A 22,330-nucleotide genomic window follows, 5' to 3' on the forward strand; every position below is an offset into this window, starting at 1 on the left:
TGAACCAATCAACAAGCAACATGACTGCTACCGATGTAGACGTGGATGCAAATGTTACCGAAGTGAATAATAAAGTGAGCATTCAAGATGTTACAACCGCGCCTACTTTTACAGCTGTAGAGATGCGTAACGGTGCGTACTTTCTACCAGAAGCTGTAACTCCTGTTGGTGGCTTCTACTTTTTAAAAATTGATTCCACTGAACGTGTTTGTACTCTTAAAAAAATTACAAAAGCGAAAGTACTCTCAACACCAAAGAAAACTACAGTCATATTAGGAAAACAAAAACATATTTTATATTGCTATGATAGAAGCTATTTTAACTTCTAACATTCTATCAATACTACTCACCCTTATAAAATTTTATAAGGGTGAGTGTTAATAATCCATCCATTTAATTGCTTTATATAAATTTTATGCCGATACCTAGATTCCTCGCTACTCTCCCTCTACAGAGTACTAACCTAATAGATGCTATTTCTTTGCAGAGGCAAAAACTATTCTTTTAAATTTAAATGAGGCCCATGCAAAAAATGAACGTAACTTGTTTATTTTTTTATAGTTTAGATTCTATAATGAGTCATTATGTCACAATATGGGGCAGATACTATGGATAGTAAAATTGAGAAACAACCATTCACACTTACAATGTTAGGAACACTCACTGACTTTACCCCTGAATTAAAACAAATACCTAAACCTACCCCTTATACTAAGGGAGCTAAAGTAAAAGATTACCCTAAAGGAGAGACATTGAGTGTGGTCTCTTCGTTAATCAAAACAAAAATACCAGCGAAAATAACAAAAGTAGACGCCAAAGATCCGTACCCCTTTCAAGCGGATGAACTTACTGTAATTAATGGTCCGAAAACCGATGGTGCGAATGTCGGAGAAAAAATTGGCTTGGGGCTTGCAGCAATTCTAAAAGCAATAGCTCGCGGACAAACTACAATCAACATAATTGCGCATAGTAGAGGTGCTGTGGAATCGATTTTGATAGCCCATGAATTAGAGGCAGTACAATCGATTATTGCGTCTTGCTCTACTTTTGAAGAAGTATTGAAGCAGTTGTCTGATCAACAAGTCAAAAGACAAAAAGGTACGCCTACAAATAATACACCCGATATTATAGAGTCCCTAAAATCACAAATTAATCTGATACCTAAAGAGGAGCAAGTACAATGGTTTAGTCAACTAAAATCCTCTATACCTAATGCTTCAATAAATTTTTTTGGAATCGATCCGGTACCAGGAGATTGCTTTCCGATTACTTGGTATGACGAACGTTTTTTTACCCTACCCGAAATCATAAAAAATATTGAATTAATTTATTATGCAAATGAACGTTCTGATTGGGGGTTTACTCCGATTTTTCCTGAAGTGGTTTCCCAAGAAAAACAAAATTTTGTTCGCTATTCCATGCCTGGACATCATGGCACGGGTTCAAATGGAAATGATGGTTCTCAACAAGGAATCATTGTTTCCCCTGATGATTATAAAACTACTCATGTCCAAAAATTAATGATATACAAAATACTTAATTTCTTAAGTAAGCATGATGTAGCCTTTAATGATGCTAGCCAGATTTTTCACCAATATACCGCTTTAGGTAGAAAATATTCCACAAACTCTAAAGAATCTAAATCAATTAATGTGGTCGAACTCGATTTTCCTGATATTTTACGAAAACTTTATGGTGCGATTGCGAAAAATCAAATTGGATATGATGCCTATAATTCAACCCACTATTCCTATATGGGACTTACTAAGCAACGCAGAACTTTGCTTAAAGGACATCTCTATGGCTTCTTCAATGACATTTTTTCGACCTATTCTGGTTATGTTAATGAAGAACATGCCTTATTAATGCAAGCACATTTCTTTAAAATTTTTGGCCTAGATACTAAAAGGAAAAATCTTGCTGAGATGCTTGCTACCGCAAGAGCGGTCCTAGAAGAACACATAAAAAAAATCGCTGATAAAGAACCATCTATCCTAGACTCCGAAATAACTCGGAAGACCGTGTTGGAAACTTTTGGCATAGTCATCCAACAGGTGAGCCAGCAATATTTAACTGATGATTGGACATCCCATGAAAAACAACAAGAAAAAGAAATACTTCACCAAGCCATTATTGATATCATCAGTAAATTTCAAGAACTATCAGTATCCGATAATGTAACCATTAAACAGTTTGTGGAAGAACTTCTTAACTTAAGTTTCACCCGCATAAACCATACTTTAATGCTTCAAGCTCAGGGATTAGAAAAAGATTTTAATTGCTTACAAGAATCTATAGATCATCGTTTAAGTCATTATTTTAGTGCATTGTTAATGCAAGCAAATCACAACGAGAGTACCCCCTCAGTTATTCTGGATGAAATCATAAATTCTGAAGAATATAAAATATTACCTAACCATCCCACAGCAATTAAAATAGCTCATATCCATAAAAAATTGACTGGAAAGGGTTTAGAAAAATACGAGATCGAGGAACTTACCAAAAGCTATGAAGAACAATTTGCAAATACTCTTGAAGATTTTGCAAGACTTTATCACCAAATTCAAACTCTACTTTTTGACTTGGCTGCTATGCGTTATATAGTTCCTAAGGAAAAAATTGAACTCGATGAATTGAACTTACTGAGACAAGCTAATGGCTTAATTGCAACGGCTGCAGAACGATTTTATAAAGACAGACCCCAGGCGCTTCCTCCGCTTGCAGAAACCGATTTCATCAAATTGACAGAACAACATGCCATTAAGCATTTTGGCATAATCGATCGTAGGAAAGATAAAAATAAAGAATCTGAAAAAGTAACCACCGAGACCACCAGCATTTTTTCAAAAACACTTTCATTCTTTTGGAATCCTATGAGTTTGATATACGGTTCTCAAGTGACTTCCACCGCTAACGGAGAAATTAATCTCAAGGACGAAATCACCGCTATTCCTAAATAGGATTGACTTACATCACCAGGGGCTTGATTTGAATTAAAGCGTGATAAAAAATAGTTTAACTCTAAGCACTTCTCCACGCTACAATCTAAATAGTATTATTAAATTGTAGCGATAGTTATTTTTTAGCACATCTTAAAAATTTCTTATCCCATTTTAGTTGAACAAAAGTCAGGCACTATTCTTGCTCATTGTTTGCGCGATGAGCAAGCACTCTCTTATCCATTACCTTCCGCCATAATGGGGGAAAAAGAGCCAGAATAATCATTCCCAAATAACCTGAAGGGAGCTGGGGACTTGCGTCAAGGTGTCTTAATAATTGATAAGGACGTGCTCCATGAACATGATGATCAGAATGTCTTTGTAGATGAAAAAGAAGCATATTACTAAGCCAATGACTCGCATTCCATGAGTGTTGAATTGAAACTTTTTCATAGGATCCATCGGCAAATTTCTTGCGCTCCAAACCATAATGCTCCACATAATTAATAATTTCCAGCAAAATAATGGCGGTTAACGACTGAATCATAAAGAAGAGAAGAACCATCCATCCGCCATAATAAAGAAGAAGCAATGCCAGAATGATGGGGATGCCGATAATCCACCAAAATTGATTTTTGACATGGTACCAGGGATATCCTAAACGCTTTAAACGCTTACGCTCTAAATTTGATGCAGAACGAAAAGAACCAATAATTGTTCTAGGTAAAAATTGATATAAACTTTCTCCTAAACGAGATGTCGCCGGATCTTTGGGTGTAGCCACATGGACATGATGACCGCGTACATGTTCAATAAAAAAATGACCATAGCATACGCTAACTAATAAAATTTTACTTAAAAGTTGATCTACTTGGGAATTTTTATGCATGAGCTCATGCGCAAGGGTAATTCCAATTCCACCGGTTAAAAGCCCGATAGATAAACTAAACCCAATAAATTCTTTTGCTGTTAAAGGAACATGTGCAATGAGATACGCCGCCAAAATTATAAAACAACATTGCAAAGGCACATATATCCAAGTAAGGAGCTTAAAATATTTGGCTTTGAGCAATAAATGTTCTTCAGTAGGGTTAGGATTGCTGGGGTCTAGCAACCAAATATCCATACATGGGACCAGGGTAAATAATATAAAAAATGGGAGGAACGTATAAAAACCACCATAATAAAAACCAATAAAAGGCAATATCACCAACAAATAAGCCAACATAAAACTCAATTTTTTACTTAATTTCATTTTTTCGACTCCCACCTATAAATATAGATGAATCATTAATAATAGGCTAGCCACGCTACTTCACGAAAGAAGAACGCACATTCCTCCAAATCTTTCACGAAGTATCGATACTGTCAAACAAAACTTAGAAGTCCTATTGAATTTATGTCACTTACTTATCTCAAAGGAATTTTCGGATAAAGAACTCATTGTTATGTATTTACATGATCATTAATCTGATATATTGGGTATAATTGCATCAAATGAAATGGGTAAAAATAAATAACTGAGGATTAATCCACATTTCGATTAATTTTTTTACTTAAATAAGGTGATCCAATGAAAATATTCAAAATGAACAGATTGGGCCTTTCAATATTCGGTGTGGTATGTTTATTGACTCTAAGTGAATGTGCCTTTTCACAGAACTCATGTAAAGGAGGCGGCCTGTCCGTCCGCTTTGATTTATCAAAGACTAACAATACACGTATTGAAAATAAAAATACGTATATCGTAGTTCTAGGTATTGATCCAACCACAAAAAAACATGCTTATGTTCAATTTAATAATGGAAATCAAGTAGGTACACTTGTTGATATTAACGATGTAACTATGAATGGAAAAAACTATGGGATTCCATTATCAGAATTGATTCCTAATTCGGGAGGAATAGCGCAAGCCTGCATTCCATATCTTACTTCTGGCAGAATTTATATTTCTTTTGGAAATCCATTGGACATGCCTACCGATCATAATACCTTGACTCCAAAGCAGCCCGATGTAAATAACCCTCAAACGACTACCAATGGAACCCTTTTTGATAAGGTCGAGTTTAATTACAGCACCAGCGGAGAAACAGTGATTAACCCCACGGGAGTTGATTTTATTGCTATCCCTTATACGATTCAACAAGCAGGTCATGAGTATGGACATGCGGGTGGTATAGAAGGCGTCATTAAAAATATGAAAACCATCGTTTGCCGTAGTGCAGGTGAACCAATAAACTCTCCTGAATGTTCAATTCGATGGAAGCGTTCGGAATGGTCCAGTCTAGTAGTGTATAATTCAGAGAATATATTAATGCGAGTTGATGCTCCTGGAAGATTTGGTACTCGATTTAATGGATATTTTACTAATTACATCCATGAGCTGAGTAGGTACTATTCTTCCGCTATTAATCGCTCCATTAAAATTGATTTAAAAGAATTAAATAAAGGGATTTGGTCAGGAGCTTTTGAACCAAATAGTCAAACATTAGTTTTTTCCCCGGTTGGAGGCTCAAGCTCTGAATCGTTGTCATATAACCTAGGCTCGCCGCAAACCAGTAATTCAATCTTAATGGGAGCTCAAGCCCCTTTTTATAATAGAAATGCTATAGATTCAACCATTGCACGCGATCTCACTTCTGCTATTGTTTCTGGCATGTTAATGCGAAAGGAATCTGCTTTCGTAGGTAAGGATTTCTTTGATTCAGCAGGTAATCCAATTTTCAAAAACAAACAACAAATGCAACAACTCCTCAAATATTATTTTAACAATGTTGATAATTCAGTAGATTACGTCGCTAATCAATGTGGCGCGACTAAAGATGCCCCCTGTGTGAATGTATATTCTGAGGCCATGCATGCATTAAGTTTTGATAAAAATATTGATCATCCGCAAAACAGCTATTTAAACTCCTATGCTTTTTCCTATGATGATTTTCTAGGTATGGATGGCACTAATACGCAGACTGATGCGAAACCAGCAGTGATAGTTATTGGAGATATGAGCAATCGAAAGATCCCGCATGTAGATCTCTAATTAGCCAAGTAATTTTCATGATGAACTTTTATCCCTATCAAGTTGAAGAAAATAATCTATACTTAACGCTTAGATTCAAATAATAAAGAATGGACATCATGAAACAAACAGGGATGGTACTGCAAGGAGGCGGTGCATTAGGTGCTTATGAGTTCGGCGCCTTAAAACGCCTATATGAAGAGCCTTTATTCTCACTAGATATTGTTTCAGGAGTGTCGATAGGGGCGATTAATGCAGTAGCCTTAGTTGGAGCCAAAGATGAGCCCATTGCGACTCTTGAAGCAATGTGGGAAGAATTTACTCTTTTTTCTTCTCCTTTTTTAAATGAAAAACTAGCCTCTTATTTGGCCTTATTTGGAAATCCGTCCTTTTTCTACCCTCGTACTGATTATTGGAATTTAGCAGATTGGACAAGTTTTTATTCCACCAAACCTTTGCAAAAACTATTAGAAAAGTATATTGATTTTAAAAAAGTAAATAATACGTCGATGCGTCTAATTCTTACTGCCACAGATATTACAACAGGGAAAGTCAAAACGTTTACGAATCAGGGAAGGGATCGAACAGAAATTACACCGCTGCATGTTATAGCAAGCGGAAGTTTACCTCCTGGCTTTCCCATGACGACGATAAAAAATACCTGTTATTGGGATGGTGGTTTATTTGAAAACACTCCACTCTCCCCTGTCTTAGAGAATCTAACTCCTGATCCGGATGTGGAAAAGCAAATTATTGTAATTAATCTGTTCCCAAGCCAAGGTAAAATACCAACTAATTTAGTTGATGTTTTTGACCGGATTTTTGAAATTCAATTTTCCAATAAGATCCGTTTTAATAAAGAATTAACTGAAAAGATTAATGAATACATTGAAGTAATCAATGAAATTGAACAAATTGTACCTATAGATAGCCCTATCAAGAAATTGCCAGGGTATCAACGTCTAATCGACTACAAATACATCCAAAATATCCTTTATATCGAAAACAAAGATCCCGAAAATGTAAACGCCCCTTTTGATTTTTCTTTTAACACCCTCAAAAGAAGAATAGATGCGGGGTACCGAGATGCAGGAGAGGCATTAAAAACGGTGAATTCATAGAAACTGTCCAGGTCATTAATATTGTTTTATGCAGTCAAACACATAACTACAAGAAGTTCATTTAATGCTCACTTAATATATTTTATTATATAATATGTTCCTTTATATTCTTATTTTTTGGTGATTACATGGCTTCTTCTAAACGCTTTTTTATCAATTCGTCGCAAGTGAAGATGATAAATGTTTACGAATCGCTTAATAAAGAATTTAAGAAGGATATGTCACATATCGAATCAGCATATAATGAGATCCTCAAGGACAAGAAAATCAATGGAGTTTTAGTAAAAGAAAAAGAAGAACTACAAAATAAAATTAATACTCTTCTCACTAACTTTACTTGTGCTTTTATAAAAGATAATCAAGGTTTACTCAAAGATATTTATCAATTAAAGATAAATATCTTGCAATTGAAAACAAAATTTATGATACAACATATTTTATCGAATAGTTTTGAATTTGATCTTGAGGATTATCTACTTGTAGTAAACCTACACAATTCACTTGAACAATTCCGTAATGATGTACGCTCATTGAAATGGACTGAGGCTGAAAGTGATACATCATTCAATAGTAAATATTTTGATCAGGTGCATTCCTTAGTACGAGAACAATATAACAAATTAGCAGCAGCATTTTCTATAGGTGATCCTTGGGAAAATTGGAGTTATGACGAGGAAGAGGATTCCGATTTAGAAGATAGCAAGCTCCAATTAAATTAATATATCCTTGCCATTAAAGTTGTCCCTTTATTTTGACCAGAAACTAGAACCTTCATTAATAATCCAAGTTCTTCTAGCAGAAACTTTAATTCCTGTATCCTGCGAAAAAATCTTTTCTGTATTTCGGAGTGCCGCTTCATCAAATTTACTGTGTTCATTTAACCCATCTTCAGTCCATAAGCGCTCATAGATTAATTCCGCCGTTTTCAATGATATTTGATAGAAACTCGCCAGCTCGGAGATAGTTTTTTCTCGATTGTTTTTCATTGTATGAATTTTTTGATAATACCAATGAATAAATTTTTTAAGTGTTATCCGCTTGTTGGAATCGAAATAGTTTACGGGATTAATATTGGCAACAACCCCCTGATATACACCAGTAAATTGCACCATGGGTTCAATTCTTGGTATGCATGGATCATATGAAAATGGGGGATTAAGTAATGTTATATCGAGTACATGACGTTTTATTTGTTCATAACGAAGATTTGTAGCACCGGCAAAAACCCAATTAAATCTACCATACTCCTCAGGATAATGTTGCTTAAGGTATAATCTTAAAAGTCGCGCATATCCTGTAGATGTATCTATCCCTGTTCTAATAGTGTTTTTTTTTAAATCGATACTGCCACATAAATCTAAAATCCCCCCATGCACAGGCATTATTGCAGCTATATCAGCATACTCCTCTTCAAAAACCATCGACAAAGTATCATCATAAGACATAAAAACAATATCTGCCCTTTTATCCTTTAAATCACGATGCGCCTCGTTTGCATCCTTTACATATTTTATATGGATGAGATCATTTTTTTGAGTTTCTAAAATAAACGATAGGATGTCTTTAAAAGCAGAAATTTGAAGAGGGCTATTTATCATGGCTTTACCTCATAGAATAAACTACAGTAGCTTAGCATTTTTGACTATACGTGCACCTGATTCAAATAATTGCTCCTTTAATTTATTGAGATCCGAATACACCAATTTTCCCCGACGTTTTACACACCTTCCGTCAATAATAACCGTATCTACATTATTTCTATTTGCATAAAATACAATGGATTCATAAAGACGATGTACTGGCCAAATGTTTATCTCTTTGAGATTAATAAGTATTAGATCAGCTTTCATACCTGGAGCTAATGTACCGATAGATCGATCTAAATGAAGCGCTTTGGCTCCATTGATTGTGATCCAATCTAAAGCGTCATCGCATGTTAAATGGATGTTTTTGACTGACCCACCAGCATCAAGTTCCTTTTGATTATCCAGTGCACGCTGTGTCTGCAAAGCAAAACGCAGCTGAGTAAACAAGTCACCACTCATATTAGAGGGGATATCGGTACCTAAAACAGGCTTGCCACCAACATCTAATAGTTTTCCAGTTGCTGGAAAACCATGTCCCATTTGCATTTCAACCTCGGGAGTGATGCTCAGTGATGCACCATGATCTGCAATTAATTGATATTCTTCTTGTACTAAATTATTTCCATGCACAAAATTTATTTTGTCACTAAGCATTCCGATTTCGTATATTTTTTTTACCCCGAATTTTGCCGCACTTACCCCTACGTGCATCGTAGCTAATACATTTAATTCCCGAGCTAATTTAATATCGTGAAGCAATACCTCTTTTTGGGTGAAATCAGGACCTCGCAAAGCTAAGGCCATTTGTATTCTACTATTGGTTTGGAGCACCTGTTTCTTAAAAAACTTAACTGCATCATGCGGATGTTTTTCGGAACTCTCAAACCACCACTTTGATGAATCAATCCCAGGGGTACCATAAGCAAAAACAGCACGGATACCGGAATCTTCCAGCCCTCGTAGAGCATGCTGGGCATGCTCAAGGCTATTAATGTTATTACACCAATCGAGTACGCACGTTACTCCAGCATCCATTTGTTCTAATGCCCCATACAGATTGGCTAGATACATATCTTCCGGAGAAAATTCACGCCCTAGATCATCAAGCATTTTTTCAAAATAATTAGTTAAGCTCCAGTTTCCCGCAATACCATGCAATCCCGACTGCCATACATGAATATGGGTATTGATTAAACCTGGCATAGCCACCATATCTTGAGCATCTATAATTTCAGCATCCGTATGATCAAGATGTGGAGCAATATCTTCTATCCTGTCATTAACGATTAAAAGATCCATTTTTTCTGAAAGGAAGTTTTTCGTATTCAATAACACTGTATTTTGGATCAGAATAGGTCTTTTTTTCATCTTCCTACCTTAATACTTAGATCATGTGCAACATCGAATAGTTCAAGTGAATGGTATAAGTATAGCTTACTTAAAGAAGCCTCTCGTTTTTAGTGGGTTTAAAACAAACAACTATTTCCGGGGACGGGTATATAACAAAAGCTCAACAAAAAGGAAGGATCGGATGCAAAAATCTAATTTTCCATCCAACCTTTCATTTTACCACTAATAATTCTCTTGATAAACAAGAAATTATCAAAAAATTATACTTTTTTAAAAATTGTCTACTATAGTTATTTTAAAATAATAAAAATAAAATTAGGGGATATCATGTTACTTCGCTGGACCGCTGTAACCCTTTTGATTAGCGCCCTGAATTCTCCATGTTTTGCAGAAGAAAAAGAAATTGCAATTACAATTGATGATCTTCCTTTTGTTGGTTCTGGTGCCGCTACACCAGGAAGCTTGAAAAGAACTCAAGCCCGATTTATGGCCATAGTAAAAGCTCTTGTTGACAATCAAGTCCCCGCTACTGGATTTGCTATTGGAGGATCTATTCCGAAACCTGAATGGGAGCTTCTTGAAACATTCCGTAATCAAGGTTTTGCCATAGGAAATCATACTTATACTCATAAAAGCTTGAATAATATGAGTGCAGATAAATACATTGCTGATATTGATCACGCAGATACGGTTTTAGCGCCAGTATTGACCGAACCAAAATATTTTCGCTACCCTTACTTAGCAGAAGGAACAGGGCAGAAAAAACAAAAAGTATATGATTACCTCGCTGCTCATCAATATACGATCGCTCCAGTAACAATCGACAGTAAAGATTATGAGTTTAATGCTCGTTTCTACAAAATCCCCTATAGAAAAAGAGCTCAAATTCTTCCAGCATTTAAAAAACGCTACTTGGCGTACATTTGGAAACAGACATTACTCGCAGAGCGAAGAGCGAAAAAAGTTGATGGTCAACCCGTTAAACAAATCTTATTAATCCACGCTAATCTTATTAATAGTTTATGTTTAGAAGATATTATTGAATTATATAGAAATAATGGGTACAAATTTATAAGTTTAGCTGATGCGTTAAGAAATGACGGGGCGTCTGTCAATGGCAATACGGAAGCATTAAATAGCGTGATACCACCTGTAAAAGAGGCTCTGGGAAAAACTGCATCAATTAAGACATCGATATAGGAGTGGTTTTTCGGGCTCCCCTACCCGCCCTTTCGCACCTTTTTCCCTAGGAAAAAGAAATCGCACCGAAAGAGTACCCCCCTCTCCTGGGTTGGACAGGGGGTAAAGGAAATTATCCAGAGATTAACTTATTTTTTTCTAGGCGAGATATTGCTTGCTTGGGAAGGAGAATCCAGTAGTGACCATGGTTTTTCATATGGCCCGCAATTAAAGTTGCTTTTTCGCCGCCACCCCAAAAAACATCTCCGCGTACTTTGCCGCGTATTGCTCCGCCTGTATCTTGAGCGATCATCAAACGTTGCATAGGCTTATTTTCATTGGGATTGTTGCTATCAGGACGTGTAGTAGTTAACCAAAGAGGTGCTCCCATAGGTACCCATTGCTTATCAATAGCAAGCGAATATCCAGGGGTTAATGCCACACCTTGTGAGCCTAAAGCGACGCCATCAGACATTTTATGGAAAAAAACAAATGATTTATTTTGATTAATTACTTTATCCATCTGCTTAGGATGAGCTTCCAAATAACGCTTTATCGCCTGCATTGACGCGTTATCTTTGGTCATCACTCCTTTTTTGATCAATACTCCCGCAATTGCAGTATAAGGTTTGCCATTTTGAGAGTCATAACCTATAGAAAGATGGCTCCCATCCTCAAGTTCAATTACCCCTGAGCCTTGAATTTCTAAAAACAAACGATCTATTGGACTATTAATCCATACTAAAACGCGTGCTTTACCTTTAAGTGCTCCATTATTAATTTCTTCACGAGTATAATAAGGGACCAGTTTTTTACCCTCTAACCGACCTACAATACGGCGACTTTTTAAATCGTTAAAAAATAGACCCAAATCAGAGGTCACAAGATCCTCCGGAGTTTCGTAGAGAGGAACATGAAATTCTTTGGATTTCTTATAGCTTCCTTTAATTATAGGGACATAATAACCGGTGAATAATCCAGGTTTGCCAATATCAGTGAATTCCACAGGCGTAAACCATTTTTCAAAAAATTGCTTGGTTTCTTGTTCTGATGTAGGAGAAATTTTTAAAGCAGCATTACACGCCGGTTGCCAATCTTTTACTTTTAAATCTATATCATCCGTCCCGACCATTTCCTCGGGATTTTGTTTGATAAAAGCACGACAGGAAGTTTGGAAAGTCAGTAGAGATTTTTTCAAATCCGCTGATTTCCAACCAGGTAAACGTTCAAAATCAGCCTGTTTGAACATCTTTAAGGGCTGTTTTGCGGGCCAAAACCACCATGCCAAACTACTTACGGCAATCAAGGCTAAAAAAAGTGTAATAAAGCGTATTTTCGTTTTCATAGGCGAACAATTTTTACACGTTATGGAATATTTTGCAACGAAATATAACAAAATTTAAACATTAAGTTCTTATTAAAACCTATTGGTACGTACACAATTCATTTAATAACAAATTGATATTAAAGAATTTTTTTGAAACACTCAAATAAAAAAATTGCATCAATGCTCAATATAAAAAAAATTTAATAAATTGGTAAAATCAAAGGATAAAAACATATAAATCAATCAAAAGAACCCAAAAGTCTGGTTTAGTTATATAGAAGGTAAATACCTCCAACTGCTCACTCCAAGAGAAATCGACCGCTCCTTTGCAAGACAAGGAACAACTCTTCCTGCACTGATAACCCTTATTTGTAATAGAGAAACCGGGTTCCCATCCTCGATAGGTACTACTGTGACGCGTTGATGATGTGTTGCAAACTTCCGCCCCTTATCCCGGGCTACCAAACAGGGGAACTCCCCCAAATCTTCAATGTAATACTTGTATTGGGTTAAACCACTCATTAAAGAGCATCCTTTTTGATGGAGCAGATGATGTATCGCTTGGTTTGCAGAGTCCGAGCGGACCAAACAATCCTGATTGAATGCTTGGGGTTGATGCAACAGTTGCAAGGTTACATCCTCTAATTGATAAAAACTCTGATGTAACATTTCTTGTTTATTGATTGCCTTATAATAGAGCAAAATATGCTGCATCGAGGTCAATGCCAGGATACTGATCACGCCAATAATAAGTAGCGTTATTAATAAAATAAACCCTTTATTTGTTCCACTCATCCACGCACCAAGACCCTAAGCTCCAGTGTTTTGTTCTCCTCTAAACCCATAGTAATTTCGAGAAACTGCTTCTCCTTTATGGTTCGCTTTCGAGTATGGATGTAATGAATTAAAGGAGTTATTTCCTCTGTATGGATTAACTTATAATGTAAGGTATCCTTATGATGTGTATTGTTCTTAATGAACCATTTCTCTTCAAGATACTCACCAACATAAGTTGAAGTATTATAGGTAAAAAATAGCGGTTTTTTGAGAACAATAAGTGAATGCTCACTTTGAGATTCGATATCGAGTAGTTCGTGTATCTCAGCGTGTTCACAATCTGCAATAATTAGGGGACGCTTTTTATGAAATACCACTGAATTCTTGACCCATATTTTTGTTCGACTCTCAATTTTGATTATTTTTGCAAAATATTCACTCATACGATTGACTTGAATCAATTGCTCCGGATGGTTACCCACATGCAGAGCTTTAATTTTGTTTTGATGCGTTCGACGGTCAATAGTTTGCAGGCGCTCTATACCCAAACATGGAGTAAAACCGGCGCGTCTAATGCTATCACTTAGCAAATCACTCACCCATTGCAAATCAAAACGTATTGCTAAAACTTGTTCCGTCTCAAGATATTGATGCTTACTCTCTAGAAAAAGCTGGATTAGTACTGTCATAATCAAACTTGCCAGAAAAAGACTAATTAATACTTCAGTCAAACTAAGCCCCGTTTGTTTTTTCATCTATTAAGTTCTTCCTATGGGACTACGTTTACGGGTTATAGTGCCTAATTGTTCAAACCATGCAAGGTGAATCAGTATTTGGTGGTTTTGTTGTTGTTGTATTTCCAAATGATACGAAGAAGGAATTGGAGGAAGTTTGGATGTCTTAGCCGCTAAGGTTTCCTCAATTTGATCAAGAAATTGAGATCCTTGTGTTCGAAAAACTAATTGATTTAATAATTGTTTGCTCTGCCGTTGTTGTTGTAATAACACGAGAGTCAAAGTAGTTACCAGTATTAAAGATATCAATACTTCAGTAAGGGAAAATCCCTTTTGTCGATTCAAATTCCATATCCCTGTGGTTGGTTTGCCTGCACAGATTAGCGCCCTGGAAATAAAAATTCAAGCGCTATAAAACTGCGGCAGGCAGTAAGAGTTTCAATTTAAACCAAATGATTTATTTGTAATCTATTAGATTGTTATTAACCATTAATGTGTTTAAAATGGCACCGGACATAACCCATAAGAAATACCCACCAAATAACTAGGTAATTGAAGGGGATAAATGATGTATGCTTATTTCGCTAAAGGTGCAACCGTAGGACATGTATTGGCTCGCCGGGTTTTAAGAGAACTTACTAGTATTCCCGGGATAATTCTAGACTTTATGTTTGCTATATTCTGGATTCCAGATTACACCTCCTACTGGGCCTCAAATAGCGCACATATAGAATATGCAGATGGCACCCGCCACCACGGCGTCATGCGTGGCGTTTTTGGTTGGATAGGAGAACTATTAGGTTTTATAATTGGCACCCCTGTCGGAGCCATTATAGGTACCGCTTTATTTTTCCCTGACTTACTGTTCCAAGGATTTCTTTTTCTAAAGAAGAAGCTCTATGATTCACTGGATGAGTTTGCAGTTTTTATTGGCAGGACAACTTTTTTCGAAAACCTTAATGTGTATGAAGCACCCAACAGTTACGGTCAAAAAGCCTGGAATCTTGGAGTTGCTACAGTAGGCATTCTATTGACTGCCCTTCCTTATATCGCAGCAAAAGTTCTTGAATTTTTTATACCTTTCTTACCCTTATCTGCTCCTATTGCTTACATCGGTTCTGAACTGGGGGGACTGGCAGGATTGGGTCTTGGGGTGTTACTTTATATACCTGCCTATTTTTTAAACAAATGTACCGATTTGATTGAACTTTGCAGAAATGCCGTACTTAATGGGGTGGCTCTGGTTTATGGAAAATCTGGTGAGGTTCCGGTTGGTGCTCGGGGTAACCAATCCGACTGTTGTGTCCCAGATAACGCAGTGCATTCAGATGAATTTCTTGCTCAAGTGGAGCATTATAATCGCACCTCATGGGCACAACTTATTTTTGGCCCATTAAAAGGACAAGCATCCTCCGGTAAAAAAGAAAAAAATTCTAAATCAAATATGGTTCTACTTCAGGACCCTATTACTCTTGATCCTCTCGGAATAAATGGAACTCCTACAGTTATTGATCCCCATGGACATACATTTAACGACTATAAAGGAGGCGGGGTTGATAGTATTCGTTTTTGGGTACGCCAACACCACACATGTCCAATTGATCGGGCATATTTAACCGAAGCTGATTTAATTCCAAATCGTGCCTTTGATGACTTGGCTGCTCAAATGAATTTTTCTAAAAAATAATTTATACCGGATGTCCAACATCCGGTGAAAATTAAATGATTTTTAATCTCATAGGCTCGTGACAGAATGCTAAAGCTTGGATAATATGGGAAAAATTTATATTAGGGAAAATTATGACGGTTAACTTTCAGCAATTACCTCATCCAGGCATACGATCTTTAATCCCCTATAAACCGGGCAAATCTATAGAAGAATTAGCGCGTGAAAAAGGGATTAATGACCATGATATTATTAAAATGGCCAGCAACGAAAATCCTCTAGGCTGCAGTCCGTTAGCTTTGGCCGCATTGAGAGAAATGTCTCCCCACGTTCTTGCAACTTATCCCTCACCAATCAATCACCCTATAATTCCTAAACTCGCCCATAAACTAGAAATTGATACCGATCAGCTTTTTGTAAGTAACGGTTCAGATTATATATATACCATTCTACTTAACTGTTTTGCATTACATCATGACAAACATATCATCACCCACGAATACGCATTTAGCACCTATGCAATTCAAGCCCATACCTTAAATATCCCCGTTCATACTGTTGGGATAGATTCAAATTGGCAAGTCAACATAGATAAATTAATTCAAGCCTGCAACGAAAAAACAAGTATTATTTTTCTAGCGAATCCGAATAATCCTACGGGGGTCCTTATTAATCAAAAGGAAATAAAACGTCTGTTAGAAAATATTCCTGAAAGTACCTTATTGGTCATTGATGAAGCATATTATGAGTATGCTGCTTCCCAATTAAATGAGAACAGTATTGAGTGGCTCGCTCATCATCCCAATTTAATCATCACACGCACCTTTTCAAAAATATATGGATTAGCGGGCGTACGATTAGGTTATGCCATGGCTCATCCCTCAATCATTGAGCTCATGCGCCGTATACAGCTTCCTTTTACTGTCAATCAGGTCGCTCTAACCACCGCTTATGCAGCACTGGATGATGATTCATTTATCCAATTAAGTTTGCGAACCAATGCAGAAGGGATGGAACAGATGAGGGAGGGATTAGAACAATTAGATATTCCCTACCTACCCTCTGCATGCAACTTCATTACTTTTGACTCTAAGGAAGATGGGATTCGGCTCTACAACTATCTGCTCGATAGAGGTATCATCGTGCGACCTCTGCATCCGTATAAGATGAATAATTACCTACGAGTAACCATAGGAACTAAGGATCAGAACAATCGATTTCTGGATACTCTCAATAACTATTATGGTTATTCAGGGTAATAGAATTTGCCAAAAACCTGCAAGTAAGGAAAATAAAATGACCAGTGACTTAAGCAGCAAACATTGCGAATCATGTGAAGGCATAGGGGCTGCATTAAATGCAGAACAAATTAAGAATTTGATGCCACAATTAAATAAAAATTGGGAGGTTAGTGCAGATAACCGAATTATTAAACGAAGTTTATCTTTTAATAATTTTTATGAAACAATGGCCTTTGTCAATGCACTCGCATGGATAGCAAATATTGAAAACCATCATCCAGATTTAGAGGTAGGTTATAACTATTGTCACGTAAGCTTTATGACTCATGCCCTTAATGGTTTGAGTCATAATGATTTTATTTGTGCAGCCAAAATGGATAAATTGTTAGCAGACTAATAAGTGTAACCTGGCTGCAGCGAACCGGAACCTGGCTTTTTCGATAACAATCTGGGTTCCGTCTGCTGCACCCAAACTCCTAACTCCTAATATTTCATCACCACGTGCTCATCCCCCAAAAGGTTGGTCAAAAGCCCAAGTAACTCATCACTCGGAATTACTTGCCATTGTGGTGCAAGACTCAACTGCGCTTTTGCATAGTCATTACAGTAGGAAAACTGCACTGAACAACGACCCACATGAGCTTTTAACAAGGCCTGAATGGAAGCTAATATTCCTTGATTCCCAGCATGCAAACGCAACTCCAAACATCGAGCAAATTTAGTACGAGCAGTAGGAACATCGTAGAGAGAATTTGCAGTCATTTTCACGCCGCCATTATAATCATCATGCGCAACTTCTCCTTCGATAACTAACATATCTCCAGTTGCCAAATTCGCCACAGAAGACTCAAAAAGCTCTCCAAACACAACGACATCAAGTCGCGCCGTAGAATCATCCATCCCCAAAATGACCAACTTCTTCCCACGCTTAGTCACAATTTTGCGAATTCCTATTATTTGTGCACATATGATGGCTTTTTTATGCATCGAGGGATTTAATTGACTGATAGAAACGATAAATTCACCAAATTCTCGTCGATATTGATCGGCAGGATGTCCGGTTAAATAAAACCCTAAAACTTCCCTCTCCCCTTCAAGACGTTGAGCCTCAGACCAGGGTTTGCACTGCACGTACTCATGCTCCTTGCTCTCCTCTTCCAATAAGGAAAGCAAATCAAATTGACCACTGGATTGATTTTGATGCTCTTTTTCCGCTACTTTTAACGCTTTTTCCAAAGAAGCAGTCAATATAGCGCGTTCCACATTCCAATCATCAAAAGCACCACTTTTAATAGTTGCTTCCAATACACGTCGATTTACTTTACGCAGATCAAGGCGTTGGCAAAAACTAAATAAGTCAGTATATATTCCCCCAGTCTCTCGTTCTTGGGTAATACAATCAATCGCTGATTCACCCACTCCTTTTATGGCCCCAAGACCATAAATAATGGTGGCGTCATCGGCAGTTGTAAAATGATACATTGAGTGATTGATTGAAGGGGGCAAAACCTTTAACTTCATATGAGCACATTCATCAATAAAAGTGACTACTTTATCCGTATTATCCATATCTGAAGACATAACTGCTGCCATAAATGCCGCCGGATAATGCGCCTTCAGCCAAGCAGTTTGATACGCGACCAAAGCATACGCTGCTGAATGTGATTTATTAAAACCATAACCAGCAAATTTTTCCATTAAATCAAAAATATGGGTTGCTACCTTTTCATCCACACCTCTGGCAGTGGCTCCTTGAGTAAAAATTTCTCGTTGTTTTGCCATTTCTTCTGGCTTTTTCTTTCCCATGGCACGACGTAATAAATCAGCAGCCCCAAGAGTATAATTTGCCAATACCTGAGCAATTTGCATCACTTGTTCTTGGTATAAGATAACGCCATAAGTGGGTTTTAAAATCGGTTCTAAATCAGGATGAGGATAGTCAACGGCCGCACGTCCATGCTTGCGATCAATAAAATCATCGACCATTCCAGATTGTAAAGGTCCTGGTCTGAATAAAGCCACCAACGCGATAATGTCTTCAAAACAATCTGGCTGTAAGCGATTAATTAGTTCTTTCATACCACGGGATTCCAGCTGAAACACCGCTGTGGTTTTACATGCCTTTAATAAATCAAAAGTCGCTGCATCATCTGTGGGTATTTGACTGATATCAACCGGAGGTAAGCCCTCCGCAACTTGTTTTTTGTTTACTGTGGCTAATGCCCAATCGATAATTGTTAGAGTGCGTAATCCTAAAAAGTCAAATTTGACCAAACCTGCTGCCTCAACATCATCTTTATCAAATTGGCTAACAATTTGATTTGAACCTTCTTCACAATAAATTGCAGTAAAATCTGTAAGCTTAGATGGCGCAATAACAACACCCCCAGCATGTTTTCCCGCATTACGGGTAATTCCTTCAAGTTTTAAGGCTAAATCAATTAACTCTTTGACTTCTTCTTCCTCGGTATAACGGCGTTTGAGCTCTTCCTCTTGCTCCAATGCCTTGCTTAATGTAATACCAATTTCAAAAGGAATTAATTTTGCTAATTTATCTACAAAACCATAAGGATGCCCTAATACACGACCTACATCACGGACCACTGCCTTTGCAGCCATGGTACCAAAGGTGATAATTTGTGAAACACTTTGTCTGCCGTATTTTTCCGCTACGTAATCAATGACACGATCGCGTCCTTCCATACAAAAATCGATATCAAAGTCAGGCATGGATACCCGCTCTGGATTCAAAAAACGCTCGAAAAGTAATTCATACTCTAAAGGATCCAAATCGGTGATTTTTAATGCATAAGCCACCAATGATCCGGCTCCAGATCCCCGTCCAGGCCCCACAGGCACACCATTTGCTTTGGCCCATTGAATAAAATCAGCCACAATTAGGAAGTAACCAGCAAAACCCATGTTATTAATAACGTTCAACTCTATCTGGAGTCGTTTATCGTATTCTCCTCGAGAGGTCTGTAAGACTTCAGGTTTGTTTTTAAATATTTGCAGTAAGCGCTCTTCTAATCCCACTTGTGATAAATGCGATAAATACTCCTCAACCGTAGAGCCATCTGGGATAGGGAAATTGGGGAGATAATTATTACCTAAGTCTAGTTTTACCGTGCAGCGCTTAGTGATTTCAACAGTGTTTTGAATTGCAGAGGGCAAATCAGAAAATAAAGCAATCATTTCATCGGCTGAGCGTAAGTACTGTTGCGCACTATATTTTTGCGTTCTTCTAGGGTCTGCTAATGAATAACCCTCATGAATGCAAACACGAGCTTCATGAGCTTCAAAATCCTCCTGATCAAGAAAACGAACATCATTAGTTGCAACTAACGGTAATCTCAGCTCGTCAGCTAAGGCAATTAATTTTTCATTATACCGGGATTCATCAGGCCGCCCCGTACGTTGAATTTCCAGATAAAATCGGTCAGGGAAAAGGGTTTGCCAATATAATGCCCGGCTTTTTGCCAAAGCATCATCATTGGCTAGCAGAGCCTGTCCAATATCCCCAAATCGTCCACCGGATAAAGCAATGAGTCCCTCGGAATATTCCTTGATCCATTCATTGTGTACTCTGGGTTGTCCTTGGTATTGACCTTCTTGGTACGCTTTAGAAATAAGACATGTTAGATTTTTATACCCTTCTAAGTTTAGGCACAAAAGAACTATAGACGAAACGCGTTCTGGCTGCTCAGGGTCATGGCAAGGTAAATCACTTCCAATGATAGGTTTGATTCCCGCATCAACCGCACTCTTATAGTGCTTCACTGCAGCAAACAAATTGCAATAATCAGTTACCGCAACGGCACACATTCCTCGAGATGGTAGAGCTTTCATTAAAGGTTTTACTCGAACCAAACCATCAACTAAAGAAAACTCAGTGTGAACACGTAAATGTACAAAACGTTGTTGCATAAGGAAATTAACTCATTAAGCTTAATTGAGGAACTTTAACCTAAATCAATCGTTTTGCCTACCTGCACCAGCACGATAACAAAACCATAAATACGTTTTAAAACTATTTTTATTCAAATATGGGATTGATGTGGATCAAAAGCATCGCGGACCGCATCGGCAAATAAGTTAATTGCTAAAACTAACATAAACATAAAGAGAAAGGCAGCCATCATAGGCCACCAGATTACTGGATTACGTGCGAGCTCAAAGCGTGCACTATTGATCATATTACCCCAACTAATTGTCATGGGTGAAACCCCTACCCCCACATAAGAAAGTAATGCCTCAGCCATGACTAGAAAACTAAAATCCAAAACCAAGGTAATTACTACAATATGCATTACATTTGGCAGTAAATGTTTGCGAATAATGGTAAACCAATTAGATCCTAAGGCACGTGCTGCTTGAACATAATCCACTTCACGCAATTTCAAAGTCTCTGCTCGCAAAAGCCGACATAAGCTCGTCCAACTCGTCACGCCTAGAATGAAACAGAGTGCTAACAAACGGGCATCTGCGCTCTGCGCCAAGGTACTAAACTGCTCTGGGTGATTGGCTATATACACTTGCAAAGATAAAACTGAGGCGGTGATCAATAAAACACCCGGAATCGAACTTAGAGTAGTATAAGCATATTGAATCAGATCATCTGCAAAACCACCAAAATACCCAGCAATAACCCCCAAAAATAAGGCCAAGGGCAACATAAATAAAGTGGTTAAAAGACCGATGACCAAACCGGTGCGGATGCTCTTAATTGTAAAATAAAAAATATCTTGGCCAATTTGTCCCGTGCCTAATACATGAAATACTCTTGAAAGCTCATATCCAAGCGCAACAAAAAACGTCAGGACACCAAAAGTAATTAGGGTACTTAAGCTGGGAGCACTTAAAACAAAAAGAGGTTTTATTCCCCGGCTAAAACGAAACAAAATCAGAACTACTCCAGTAAAAAATGCTATTAATATACTGCTTTTCAATGCACTTCTAATTGAACGTTTTATAACCTCATTTTTCTCTGATTCGGTTTTAACCCACTGTCGAGGATAAATTAATGTTGGATAAGTTTGCTTAACAACACCATTTATTAAGGTGGTTTCACTGATGAATTGCGTTAAAGCTAAAGGTGCAGAATAAGTTTTTTCGGAAATCTGATCTATAGGAGCAAGAATCCTATCCAACAAAGTTGTCGCAGTTTCTGAGTCCTTTTGTACCGAGGCAATATGAATGGAATCCAAAACCCCAATAATAATAAAAAATAATAAAATGATGCCCGCACTCACTGCAATGGGCTTATGCAAAATGAGGGAAAAAGAACGTCTAATATGTTGCTTACGCAAGCTTAACAAAATGACCACTACGCTTAAGGCCAATAAGGTGAGAAAACATTTATCAGTCCATAGAAACTCAAAAGTCATTTTTCTT

General features: G+C 37.4%; 18 protein-coding genes. 9 read left to right on the plus strand and 9 right to left on the minus strand.

Features of this window, described 5'->3' with window-relative positions; all coding sequences use genetic code 11:
- Positions 1-20: 20 nt before the first annotated feature.
- Both ACWTE2_RS19940 and ACWTE2_RS19945 read left to right on the plus strand, forming a co-directional pair.
- Complete coding sequence (locus tag ACWTE2_RS19940) at positions 21-329, plus strand: hypothetical protein (protein WP_454784043.1); 309 nt, start codon at positions 21-23, stop codon at positions 327-329.
- 255 nt (positions 330-584) lie between these two features.
- Positions 585-2,960, plus strand: coding sequence for a hypothetical protein (locus ACWTE2_RS19945; RefSeq protein WP_454784044.1), 2,376 nt, complete (start codon positions 585-587; stop codon positions 2,958-2,960).
- A gap of 175 nt (positions 2,961-3,135) precedes the next feature.
- Here ACWTE2_RS19945 and ACWTE2_RS19950 read toward each other — a convergent pair whose 3' ends face one another.
- Positions 3,136-4,194, minus strand: a complete 1,059-nt coding sequence (locus ACWTE2_RS19950) for an alkane 1-monooxygenase (RefSeq protein WP_454784045.1) — start codon at positions 4,192-4,194, stop codon at positions 3,136-3,138.
- Between the two features lie 318 nt (positions 4,195-4,512).
- Between ACWTE2_RS19950 and ACWTE2_RS19955 the strand changes: the two genes are divergently transcribed.
- The 3 genes from ACWTE2_RS19955 to ACWTE2_RS19965 all read left to right on the plus strand — a co-directional run bounded on the left by ACWTE2_RS19955 (position 4,513) and on the right by ACWTE2_RS19965 (position 7,795).
- Complete coding sequence (locus ACWTE2_RS19955) at positions 4,513-5,976, plus strand: beta-1,3-glucanase family protein (protein WP_454784046.1); 1,464 nt, start codon at positions 4,513-4,515, stop codon at positions 5,974-5,976.
- 98 nt (positions 5,977-6,074) lie between these two features.
- Positions 6,075-7,076: a patatin-like phospholipase family protein gene (locus tag ACWTE2_RS19960; protein WP_454784047.1), complete on the plus strand. Its 1,002-nt coding sequence runs from the start codon at positions 6,075-6,077 to the stop codon at positions 7,074-7,076.
- 128 nt (positions 7,077-7,204) lie between these two features.
- A complete protein-coding gene (locus ACWTE2_RS19965) occupies positions 7,205-7,795 on the plus strand; it encodes a hypothetical protein (RefSeq protein WP_454784048.1) in 591 nt (196 codons plus the stop codon).
- A gap of 27 nt (positions 7,796-7,822) precedes the next feature.
- On the opposite strand, the gene ACWTE2_RS19970 is transcribed toward ACWTE2_RS19965, so the two are convergent.
- Positions 7,823-8,674: a hypothetical protein gene (locus ACWTE2_RS19970; protein WP_454784049.1), complete on the minus strand. Its 852-nt coding sequence runs from the start codon at positions 8,672-8,674 to the stop codon at positions 7,823-7,825.
- A gap of 21 nt (positions 8,675-8,695) precedes the next feature.
- Positions 8,696-10,030, minus strand: coding sequence for an amidohydrolase family protein (locus tag ACWTE2_RS19975; protein WP_454784050.1), 1,335 nt, complete (start codon positions 10,028-10,030; stop codon positions 8,696-8,698).
- Between the two features lie 309 nt (positions 10,031-10,339).
- Between ACWTE2_RS19975 and ACWTE2_RS19980 the strand changes: the two genes are divergently transcribed.
- A complete protein-coding gene (locus tag ACWTE2_RS19980) occupies positions 10,340-11,212 on the plus strand; it encodes a polysaccharide deacetylase family protein (RefSeq protein ID WP_454784051.1) in 873 nt (290 codons plus the stop codon).
- A gap of 112 nt (positions 11,213-11,324) precedes the next feature.
- On the opposite strand, the gene mltA is transcribed toward ACWTE2_RS19980, so the two are convergent.
- From mltA to ACWTE2_RS20000, 4 genes are all read right to left on the minus strand, one after another.
- Positions 11,325-12,536 (minus strand): murein transglycosylase A, encoded by a 1,212-nt coding sequence (gene mltA / locus ACWTE2_RS19985; protein WP_454784052.1) that lies wholly within the window; start codon positions 12,534-12,536, stop codon positions 11,325-11,327.
- Between the two features lie 252 nt (positions 12,537-12,788).
- Entirely contained in the window at positions 12,789-13,313 is a 525-nt protein-coding gene (locus ACWTE2_RS19990) for a type II secretion system protein (RefSeq protein WP_454784053.1), read from the minus strand.
- On the minus strand, positions 13,310-14,050 hold the full coding sequence (locus ACWTE2_RS19995) for a PilW family protein (protein ID WP_454784054.1): 741 nt from the start codon (positions 14,048-14,050) through the stop codon (positions 13,310-13,312). Before ACWTE2_RS19995 ends, ACWTE2_RS19990 begins: the two co-directional genes overlap by 4 nt.
- 3 nt (positions 14,051-14,053) lie before the next feature.
- Positions 14,054-14,374: a prepilin-type N-terminal cleavage/methylation domain-containing protein gene (locus ACWTE2_RS20000; protein ID WP_454784055.1), complete on the minus strand. Its 321-nt coding sequence runs from the start codon at positions 14,372-14,374 to the stop codon at positions 14,054-14,056.
- Between the two features lie 220 nt (positions 14,375-14,594).
- Here ACWTE2_RS20000 and ACWTE2_RS20005 point away from each other — a divergent pair, with 220 nt between their 5' ends.
- The 3 genes from ACWTE2_RS20005 to ACWTE2_RS20015 all read left to right on the plus strand — a co-directional run bounded on the left by ACWTE2_RS20005 (position 14,595) and on the right by ACWTE2_RS20015 (position 17,333).
- Positions 14,595-15,716, plus strand: a complete 1,122-nt coding sequence (locus ACWTE2_RS20005) for an RING finger protein (RefSeq protein WP_454784056.1) — start codon at positions 14,595-14,597, stop codon at positions 15,714-15,716.
- 113 nt (positions 15,717-15,829) lie between these two features.
- Entirely contained in the window at positions 15,830-16,954 is a 1,125-nt protein-coding gene (hisC, locus tag ACWTE2_RS20010; protein ID WP_454784057.1) for a histidinol-phosphate transaminase, read from the plus strand.
- A 37-nt stretch (positions 16,955-16,991) separates the two neighbouring features.
- On the plus strand, positions 16,992-17,333 hold the full coding sequence (locus ACWTE2_RS20015; protein ID WP_182390998.1) for a 4a-hydroxytetrahydrobiopterin dehydratase: 342 nt from the start codon (positions 16,992-16,994) through the stop codon (positions 17,331-17,333).
- An 86-nt stretch (positions 17,334-17,419) separates the two neighbouring features.
- Here the strand turns inward: ACWTE2_RS20015 and dnaE are convergent, their stop codons facing one another.
- Both dnaE and ACWTE2_RS20025 read right to left on the minus strand, forming a co-directional pair.
- Positions 17,420-20,863 (minus strand): DNA polymerase III subunit alpha, encoded by a 3,444-nt coding sequence (gene dnaE / locus ACWTE2_RS20020; protein WP_454784058.1) that lies wholly within the window; start codon positions 20,861-20,863, stop codon positions 17,420-17,422.
- Positions 20,864-20,976: 113 nt separating this feature from the next.
- Entirely contained in the window at positions 20,977-22,323 is a 1,347-nt protein-coding gene (locus ACWTE2_RS20025; protein WP_454784059.1) for an ABC transporter permease, read from the minus strand.
- Positions 22,324-22,330: the final 7 nt, after the last annotated feature.

The sequence above is a fragment of the Legionella nigrisilvae genome (assembly GCF_977063395.2).

Coding starts and splice junctions, on each gene's coding strand:
- ACWTE2_RS19970 (WP_454784049.1), bottom strand. CDS start 8,674: ATGATAAATAGCCCTCTTCAAATTTCTGCTTTTAAAGACATCCTATCG.
- ACWTE2_RS20025 (WP_454784059.1), bottom strand. CDS start 22,323: ATGACTTTTGAGTTTCTATGGACTGATAAATGTTTTCTCACCTTATTG.
- ACWTE2_RS20005 (WP_454784056.1), top strand. CDS start 14,595: ATGATGTATGCTTATTTCGCTAAAGGTGCAACCGTAGGACATGTATTG.
- ACWTE2_RS20015 (WP_182390998.1), top strand. CDS start 16,992: ATGACCAGTGACTTAAGCAGCAAACATTGCGAATCATGTGAAGGCATA.
- hisC (WP_454784057.1), top strand. CDS start 15,830: ATGACGGTTAACTTTCAGCAATTACCTCATCCAGGCATACGATCTTTA.
- ACWTE2_RS19950 (WP_454784045.1), bottom strand. CDS start 4,194: ATGAAATTAAGTAAAAAATTGAGTTTTATGTTGGCTTATTTGTTGGTG.
- ACWTE2_RS19990 (WP_454784053.1), bottom strand. CDS start 13,313: ATGAGTGGAACAAATAAAGGGTTTATTTTATTAATAACGCTACTTATT.
- ACWTE2_RS19955 (WP_454784046.1), top strand. CDS start 4,513: ATGAAAATATTCAAAATGAACAGATTGGGCCTTTCAATATTCGGTGTG.
- ACWTE2_RS19995 (WP_454784054.1), bottom strand. CDS start 14,050: ATGAAAAAACAAACGGGGCTTAGTTTGACTGAAGTATTAATTAGTCTT.
- ACWTE2_RS19975 (WP_454784050.1), bottom strand. CDS start 10,030: ATGAAAAAAAGACCTATTCTGATCCAAAATACAGTGTTATTGAATACG.
- ACWTE2_RS19945 (WP_454784044.1), top strand. CDS start 585: ATGTCACAATATGGGGCAGATACTATGGATAGTAAAATTGAGAAACAA.
- ACWTE2_RS19940 (WP_454784043.1), top strand. CDS start 21: ATGACTGCTACCGATGTAGACGTGGATGCAAATGTTACCGAAGTGAAT.
- ACWTE2_RS19980 (WP_454784051.1), top strand. CDS start 10,340: ATGTTACTTCGCTGGACCGCTGTAACCCTTTTGATTAGCGCCCTGAAT.
- ACWTE2_RS19965 (WP_454784048.1), top strand. CDS start 7,205: ATGGCTTCTTCTAAACGCTTTTTTATCAATTCGTCGCAAGTGAAGATG.
- mltA (WP_454784052.1), bottom strand. CDS start 12,536: ATGAAAACGAAAATACGCTTTATTACACTTTTTTTAGCCTTGATTGCC.
- ACWTE2_RS19960 (WP_454784047.1), top strand. CDS start 6,075: ATGAAACAAACAGGGATGGTACTGCAAGGAGGCGGTGCATTAGGTGCT.
- dnaE (WP_454784058.1), bottom strand. CDS start 20,863: ATGCAACAACGTTTTGTACATTTACGTGTTCACACTGAGTTTTCTTTA.